Annotated in this window: 5 protein-coding genes and 1 tRNA gene; 5 read left to right on the forward strand and 1 reads right to left on the reverse strand. The window is 66.9% G+C overall.

What is annotated here, in order from left to right; all coding sequences use genetic code 11:
• Nucleotides 1-89: 89 nt before the first annotated feature.
• Complete coding sequence (locus tag M3G14_RS07355) at nucleotides 90-4739, reverse strand: ATP-dependent helicase (protein ID WP_259925861.1); 4650 nt, start codon at nucleotides 4737-4739, stop codon at nucleotides 90-92.
• A 46-nt stretch (nucleotides 4740-4785) separates the two neighbouring features.
• Between M3G14_RS07355 and M3G14_RS07360 the strand changes: the two genes are divergently transcribed.
• The 5 genes from M3G14_RS07360 (at nucleotide 4786) to M3G14_RS07380 (ending at nucleotide 7273) form a co-directional block, all read left to right on the forward strand.
• Entirely contained in the window at nucleotides 4786-5559 is a 774-nt protein-coding gene (locus tag M3G14_RS07360) for a 3'(2'),5'-bisphosphate nucleotidase CysQ (protein WP_259925862.1), read from the forward strand.
• A complete protein-coding gene (locus M3G14_RS07365; protein ID WP_259925863.1) occupies nucleotides 5556-6356 on the forward strand; it encodes a thymidylate synthase in 801 nt (266 codons plus the stop codon). The genes M3G14_RS07360 and M3G14_RS07365 overlap by 4 nt, the downstream gene beginning before the upstream one ends.
• The gene (locus tag M3G14_RS07370) at nucleotides 6356-6838 is read left to right on the forward strand and encodes a dihydrofolate reductase (protein ID WP_259925864.1); all 483 of its coding nucleotides are present in this window, start codon (nucleotides 6356-6358) and stop codon (nucleotides 6836-6838) included. Before M3G14_RS07365 ends, M3G14_RS07370 begins: the two co-directional genes overlap by 1 nt.
• Nucleotides 6839-6840: 2 nt before the next feature.
• A complete protein-coding gene (locus M3G14_RS07375) occupies nucleotides 6841-7119 on the forward strand; it encodes a mycoredoxin (RefSeq protein ID WP_259925865.1) in 279 nt (92 codons plus the stop codon).
• A gap of 81 nt (nucleotides 7120-7200) precedes the next feature.
• Nucleotides 7201-7273, forward strand: a tRNA-Arg gene (locus M3G14_RS07380).
• Nucleotides 7274-7364 lie beyond the last annotated feature (91 nt).

Consider the following 7364-nt stretch of genomic DNA (forward strand, 5'->3'; position numbering starts at 1 on the left):
CTCCTATTTAACGTTTTGCAGCAATCATACTTTACATTTTGCAGGACTTGTAGTTTACATTTTGCAGACTTTTACTGTGGAGGCTCGCGCTAGTCGTCGAAGCTCAAGCCCTCGGCGGGCCCGTCCAGCTCGCCAAGCGCCTCGGCCACGCTCCTGCCTCGCCGCTTTGGCGCGGCCGCCGCCTTCGCACCGATCTTGACGCCCTTGTGCGTCACGCGGGCACCGTAGTCGCGCAGGCCAAACGCCGGCCCCCCGTTGAGTTTCTCCACCCCCAGCGGCTGCATTCTCCCTGCCTGCACTGCTTCGGCCAAGGCGTCCACGACCAAGGGCATCGGGTCCCCTACTCCCTCCGGGAAGCCCTCGAAGAAGGTGGTCATGGTCTTGCCGCCGCGGGTGATGTGGGCGGCGAGGAGGCCGTCGATAAGCACGACGATGGCTCCGGCCGCACGGGTCGGGCCCTGCGCAGGCCACGGCAGTGCAGCGCCGTAGGGGTTGGCGGGATCGGTGGCGGCGACCACGTGGACGTCCGGGGAGCGGGTTCCGGAGGGCCAGCCGAGAACGTCGTCGGAATCCGCGTGCCCACGCAGGCGGTCGATGGTCGCCGGGGTGGAAAACTGCGCGGCGCCCAAGCCCTCGATGAGGTAGCCGCGCAGGGCCTTGCCCGAGGCCTCGAAACCGGAGAGCGTTTTGTAGGCCAGCGCGAAGCCGCCGAGGATGTCCTCGGTAACTACGGAGCCGCGGGTGACCACGCCGTAGCGCTCCAACAGGCTCTCCCCGAGCGCGACGGAGCGACGCGTGGCGTCGGTGTCGGCGCGTGGGGTCGCCGCCCAGCGGCCCACCATGTCGGGTGGCGTGGTGTTGGCAAAGGAGGTGCGGCCTGAGCGGATGCGGCTGCGCTGCGGACGGCGGCGCGTGCGGTGCGCCGATGTTCCTTTCCCACCGGCGAGCCGCGCGCGGATGGGCGCGAACGAGTCGGGGGAAAGGCAGCCGGCCTCGACGAGGTCCCACATCGCTTCGCGCAGTTCGTCGGTGGTTGTGGTGCGCTCAGTGAGAGGCCCGAGCAGGTCGGCAAAGAGGTAGCCGCCCCCGCCGCGGACGCGCTCCATCACCTGCGATTGAGTCAGGCTCAGCTGCGGTTCCTCAGCCTGCGGCAGGAGCTGCTCGGCGTAATCGGCCGGCAGCAGCATGATCCACGGGTCGCGCGCCCCTGCTTTGCCCGCGCCGACGATGAGGATCTCGCCGGAGGCCGTGAGCTCGTCCAGCATCACCGGCGAGTAATCCCCGACGCGAGAGGGCAGGATGTGCGACTCCCACGCGCTTGCAGGCAGGCGCACCCCGGCCAGCTGCTCAAGTACGCTAAATACGCCGTCCGCGCCTCTTAAACTTGGCCTTACCCCGGACGCGCTTACGTTGTGCCAGGCCGGCAAGAAGCGCCCAAAGGCGGACTGGGTCACCGGCTGCGTCTGCGCGCGGGCCTCGGCCAGCGAGCGCGAGCGGATGATGCGCAAGACCTCGGCGGCAACGTATTCTTCCTCGTCCACGCCCTGCCGGTAGCGTCCGGGGATCACCTTGTCCTGGTCCACCAGCCGCTGCAGGGGTTCGTAGGCCGCGCCGACGGCGAGCCCGAAGGCGTCTGCCAGGTCGCGCAGGGTAAAGGGTCCGCGCGTGCGCGCCCAGCGCCCCACCAGCTGCTGCAGCGCGTCGGGGATCGTGGCGACTTGGGCGGCGACACCGGGCGGGACGGGGATGCCCAGGCCGTCGCGAAGCAGCGGGGCATCGAGCGTTTGCGCGATGTGCTCGCGCCCGCCGATGCGCACCCGCATCACCCGCCCAGCCAGGTTGTCCTCCAATGTGGGTAGGGGAACCTCGGTGTAGTCCGCAAGCTTTTCGACGGCCACGGGTCCCACCATCCGCAGCGTATCGGCAAACTGCTCACTGGTTTTCGCGCGGCCCAGGCGGCGCAGCTTCGCGTCGGTTTCCGCGATCACCTCGGCGCTGAGCAGCTCGCGCAGCTCCACGGTGCCCAGGAGCTTGGCCAAAAGTGATGGGTCGAGTGACAGGGCCGCGGCGCGCTTCTCCGCCAGCGGAGTGTCGCCCTCGTACATGAACGCGCCGGTGTAATTGAACAGCAGCGAGGAGGCAAACGGGCTCGGTTGATCACAGGTCACCTCCGCGATGCGGATGCCGCGCGTGGCGATCTCGCGCACGACCTCCTTAAGCGCCGGCAGGTCGTAGACGTCCTGGAGGCACTCGCGGACCGTCTCTAGGATGATGGGGAAGGACGGGTAGTTGCGCGCGACGCCGAGAAGCTGCTCGGCGCGCTGGCGCTGCTGCCACAGGGGCGCGCGCTTGCCGGGGTTGCGGCGCGGCAAAAGCAGGGCGCGGGCGGCGCACTCGCGGAAGCGGGAGGCGAACAGCGCGGAGTTGCCCACCTGCTCGGTGACGATATCGGCGATCTCGTCGGCGTCGAATTGGAAGAGCGAGGCGTCCGGCTCCTTCTCCCCCTGCGGCAGGCGCAGCACAATGCCGTCGTCGCCCGCCACGGCCTGGGCGTCCATGCCGGTTTCCTGCGCCACCCGCCAGCCGGTCGCCAGCGCCCAAGCTGCGTTCACGCCCTTGCCGAAGGGGGTGTGCAGGACCACGCGCCAGTCGCCCAGCTCGTCGGTGAAGCGCTCGAGCACGAGTGTCTTTTCATCCGGCAAAATGCCGGTGGCCTCCTCCTGCTCCTCGAGGTAGCGCACGAGGTTGTCGCGGGCAAACTCGTCGAGCGAGGCATCGATGCCCTCGCCTGCGCGCGCTTGTCGACGAAACGCCCCCAACGCCTTCCCCAATTCATAGGGCCGACCTGGGCCCTCGCCGTTCCAGAACGGGAGGCGGCCGGTGTGCCCCGGCGCGGGTGTGACCTGTACCTGGTCGCGGGTGATGTTCTCGATGCGCCAGGACGACGCGCCGAGCGTGAACACGTCGCCCACGCGGGACTCGTAGACCATCTCCTCGTCCAGCTCGCCGACGCGGCGGGGTGCCTTGTCGTCCGCGCCGACAAGAAAAACTCCAAACATTCCTCTATCTGGGATGGTGCCCGCGTTCGTCACGGCGACACGCTGCGCGCCAGGCCGGGCCTTCAGCGTGGTGCCCTCCAGGATGGCGCGGGGCCGAAGCTCCGCGAAGTCCGTCGAGGGGTACACGCCGTTGACCAAGTCGATCACGGAGTCATACACCTCGCGCGCCAAATCGCGGTAAGGCCAGGCGCGGCGCACGGTGTCGAACCACTCGTCCACGTCCACGTCCTCGTAAGCCACTGCGGCTACCGTCTGCTGCGCAAGCACGTCGAGCGGGCTGCGCGGGGTGCGCAACTCCTCGATCGCGCCCTCGCGCATCCGCGGCACCAGCGCCGCCGTCTGCACCAGGTCGGAGCGGTGCTTGGGGTAAAAACTGCCCTCGGATATCGCACCCACGGTGTGCCCGGCGCGGCCGACGCGCTGCAGCCCCGATGCGACCGAGGGCGGCGATTCCACCTGGATGACCAGGTCCACCGCGCCCATGTCAATGCCCAGCTCGAGCGAGGAGGTCGCGATCACCGCGCGCAGCGAGCCTTCCTTGAGCATCGTCTCGGTCTGTAAACGCTCGTCTTTAGATACGCTGCCGTGGTGGGCGCGCGCGATGACCTGGGCGGCGTGCCCTGCGGTGTCTACCGACTTCATCAGCTGCGCCGGCGGGCGCCGTGTTTCAGGCGAGAGCGCCTCCGGGTCGTGGGCTTTCGCCCACAGCTCGTTGAGCTGGCTGGTCAGACGCTCTGCCGTCCGCCGCGAGTTCACAAACACAATGGTCGAGCGGTGCGCCATCACCTCCTCATACACCGCCCGCTCGATGTGCGGCCAGATCGAGGAGGTTGTCCCCGGCGGTGCCTCGGTCGCAAGCGTCTCGACGTCGCCTTCAATCACCGCTTCGCCAATTGTCGACGCGTCCTCCGGCACCGGCAGGTCCGACATGTCCTCCACTGGCACGTGGACGTCGAGTTGCCAGCGCTTCTTCGCGGGCGGGTTGATGATCGTGGTCTTCGGGCCAAGGAAGTTCGCCACCGTCTCGAGCGGGCGCACGGTGGCGGACAGGCCAATGCGCTGGAAGTTACCGGCCAGGCGGCGCAGGCGCTCCAGCGAGAGCGAAAGGTGTACGCCGCGCTTCGTGCCGGCCAACGCGTGGATCTCGTCGACGATGACAGTGTCGACCGTTTTCAAGATGCCCGCCGCCTTGGAGGTGAGCATGAGGTAGAGCGACTCAGGGGTGGTGATGAGGATGTCCGGCGGCTTTCTCAGTTGCCGGTTGCGCTCCGATTGCGGGGTATCGCCCGAGCGCACGCCCACGGAAATATCCGGCATGTCGCGGCCCAGCCGCTGGGCGACGCGGGCAATCCCGCCGAGCGGGGCGCGCAGGTTGTTCTCCACGTCCACGCCCAGCGCCTTCAACGGAGAGATGTAAAGGACCCGCACGCCGCCGTGGGTGGAGGTCTGCGCGCCGTCGATAGGCAATGCCTGCTGGCCCGCACGTTCGACGAGCGAGTTGAGCGACCAGAGAAAGGCCGCGAGTGTCTTGCCGGAGCCGGTTGGGGCGACGACGAGGGCGTTTTCGCCGTCGGCAATCGCGCGCCACGCGCCTTCCTGGACTGGAGTGGGTGCGGCGAAGACCTCGCTGAACCAGGTGGACACCTGGGGGTGGAAACGCTCGAGGATCGCCGTGCTCATAGAAGTTAAGGATAACGGGGGCGCAAACTGCGGTAGTGTTTGAACTATGACTGCGCAGTATTCTGACTCCCGGTTGACCAACCTGATTGCCCAAGGCACCGGCGAGATCCTCAAGGGGATCCGCGGCGTCGGCCTGCTGCGAGGGCGCGAGCTGGGCGAGGCAGGCGATGACCTGGCCCAGAACTGGATCGCGCGGGTACTCGAGCAGCACCGCCCGGGCGACGCATTCTTGTCCGAGGAGGCGGCGGACGACCACTCGCGGCTGGACAACAACCGCGTCTGGATCGTCGACCCGCTTGACGGCACCAAGGAATTCGCCACCGGTCGCCAGGACTGGGCCGTGCACATCGCCCTGGTGGAAGACGGCGTGCCCATCCACGCGGCCGTCGGCCTGCCGGACCTAGGCGTGGTGTTTAAGTCCTCGGACGTGCGCCACGTCTCCGGCCCCTTCGCCGGCAAGATTGCCATCTCGCGCAACCGCCCGCCGGCCGTGGCCGACGCCGTCGCCGACGCCCTCGGGTTCGAAACTGCGAAGGTCGGCTCCGCCGGCGCGAAGGCTATGCACGTGCTCCTGGGCGACTACGACGCCTACGTGCACGCCGGTGGTCAGTACGAGTGGGACCAGGCCGCTCCGGTCGGCGTATCCCTGGCCGCGGGCCTGCACTGCTCCCGCCTCGACGGCACGCCAATGCGCTTTAACAACGAGGACACCTACGTGCCCGACATGGTGATCTGTCGCCCGGAGATCGCCGACGACGTGCTCGCCGCCTGCGCAAAGTACTACGAGGAGCATGGCAGCTTTGAGGGGGTCGCTCAGTGACGATCCCCACCCCGTACGAGGATCTACTGCGCGAAATCTCCGAGCACGGCAAGGCCAAGGGCGACCGCACCGGCACCGGCACGGTGAGCCTGTTCGGCCGCCAGCTGCGCTACGACCTGGCCGACTCTTTCCCGCTTCTGACCACCAAGAAGGTCTTTTTCAAAGGCGTGGTCGGCGAGCTGCTCTGGTTCCTGCGCGGCGAGTCCAATATCTCCTGGCTCAAGGACAACGGCATCCGCATTTGGAACGAGTGGGCCGACGAGAACGGCGAGCTCGGCCCGGTCTACGGCGTGCAGTGGCGCTCCTGGCCCACCCCGGACGGAGCGCACGTGGACCAGATCGCGGAGGCACTGCGCACACTGAAAGAGAACCCGGATTCGCGCCGTAACATCGTGTCTGCCTGGAACGTCGCCGAGCTAGACAAGATGGCGCTTTTGCCCTGCCACCTACTCTTCCAGCTCTACGTGGTCGACGGGACCTTAAGCATGCAGGTCTACCAGCGCTCCGCCGACATGTTCCTCGGCGTGCCCTTCAACATCGCCTCCTACGCCCTGCTCACGCACATGTTCGCGCAGCAGGCCGGGCTCAAGGTCGGCGAGCTTGTCTGGACGGGCGGCGACTGCCACATCTACAACGACCACGTCGAGCAGGTCCGCGAGCAACTCTCCCGCGAGCCGCGCCCGTACCCGCAGCTCAAGCTGCGCAAGGCGGAGTCGATCTTTGACTACGGCTTCGACGACATCGAGGTCACAGGCTACGACCCGCACCCGACGATCAAGGCGCAGGTGTCGGTGTAGTGCTGGGCGCGATCTGGGCGCAATCGCTCGACCGAGTCATCGGCACCGGCACCGACATGCCGTGGGACGTGCCGGAAGACCTGAAGTTCCTCAAAGAGGTCACCATGGGCCACCCCGTTATCATGGGCCGCAAGACGTGGGAGTCACTCCCCTTCAAGCCGCTGCCTGGCCGCACCAACCACGTGCTCAGCTCGCGCGAACCGGGCGCGTGGTCTGAAGGAGCCGTCGTCTCAACCGACCTGCCGGATCTTGCAACCGACGCCTGGATCATGGGCGGCGGCCAGATCTATGAGGCAACCCTCGACCAGGTCGACGTCGTCGCGCTCACGCTTATCGACGTCCACGTCGCCCCCTCCCTCCCCAACCCAGTTTTCGCGCCCCACCTGGGCCGCGAATTCACCCTGGTACGCGACGGCGAGTGGAAGACTTCCAGGACTGGGACCCGCTACAAGCACCAACGATACGAAAGAACGAGGAAGTAACCATGACCGCGACCCCCGAAACCAATGCACACGTCACTATCTTCGCCACCGAGTGGTGTCCCTTCTGCGCGAAGCTGCGCAAGAACCTCGACCGCACCGACACTCCGTACGACCTCGTCGACGTCGAAGGCGAAGGCAACGAGGACGCTGCAGCCTGGGTCGAGTCCGTCAACGACGGCAACCGCCTCGTCCCCACCGTCCTCTACTCCGACGGCACCCACGCCACGAACCCAGCCGCCTCTGCGGTGCGCGAGAAGTTCGCGGAGCTGGCGGAAGCATAGCGCGCAGCTGATTTACCGCGCAGCTGAATTGTCGCAGCTGATTTTCAGTGCCGCGCGCAGGTGCGGTACTCTCGCACTATTGCCCTAGTAGCTCAGTGGATAGAGCACGGCTCTCCTAAAGCCGGTGTCGGAGGTTCGATTCCTCTCTGGGGCACTCTTGTCCTCAGTCGCGACATAGTTGACAACTCAGTCGCGACATGGTGGACAAACCGGTGTCTTGGTTTTTATTTTTCCAAGGCACCGGT

Source organism: Corynebacterium sp. p3-SID1056 (genome assembly GCF_025152525.1).
Taxonomy (GTDB): domain Bacteria; phylum Actinomycetota; class Actinomycetes; order Mycobacteriales; family Mycobacteriaceae; genus Corynebacterium.

What these genes read in the sequence shown, in the direction of transcription:
- M3G14_RS07355 (WP_259925861.1), bottom strand. Translation starts at nt 4,739, where the DNA reads ATGAGCACGGCGATCCTCGAGCGTTTCCACCCCCAGGTGTCCACCTGG.
- M3G14_RS07360 (WP_259925862.1), top strand. Translation starts at nt 4,786, where the DNA reads ATGACTGCGCAGTATTCTGACTCCCGGTTGACCAACCTGATTGCCCAA.
- M3G14_RS07375 (WP_259925865.1), top strand. Translation starts at nt 6,841, where the DNA reads ATGACCGCGACCCCCGAAACCAATGCACACGTCACTATCTTCGCCACC.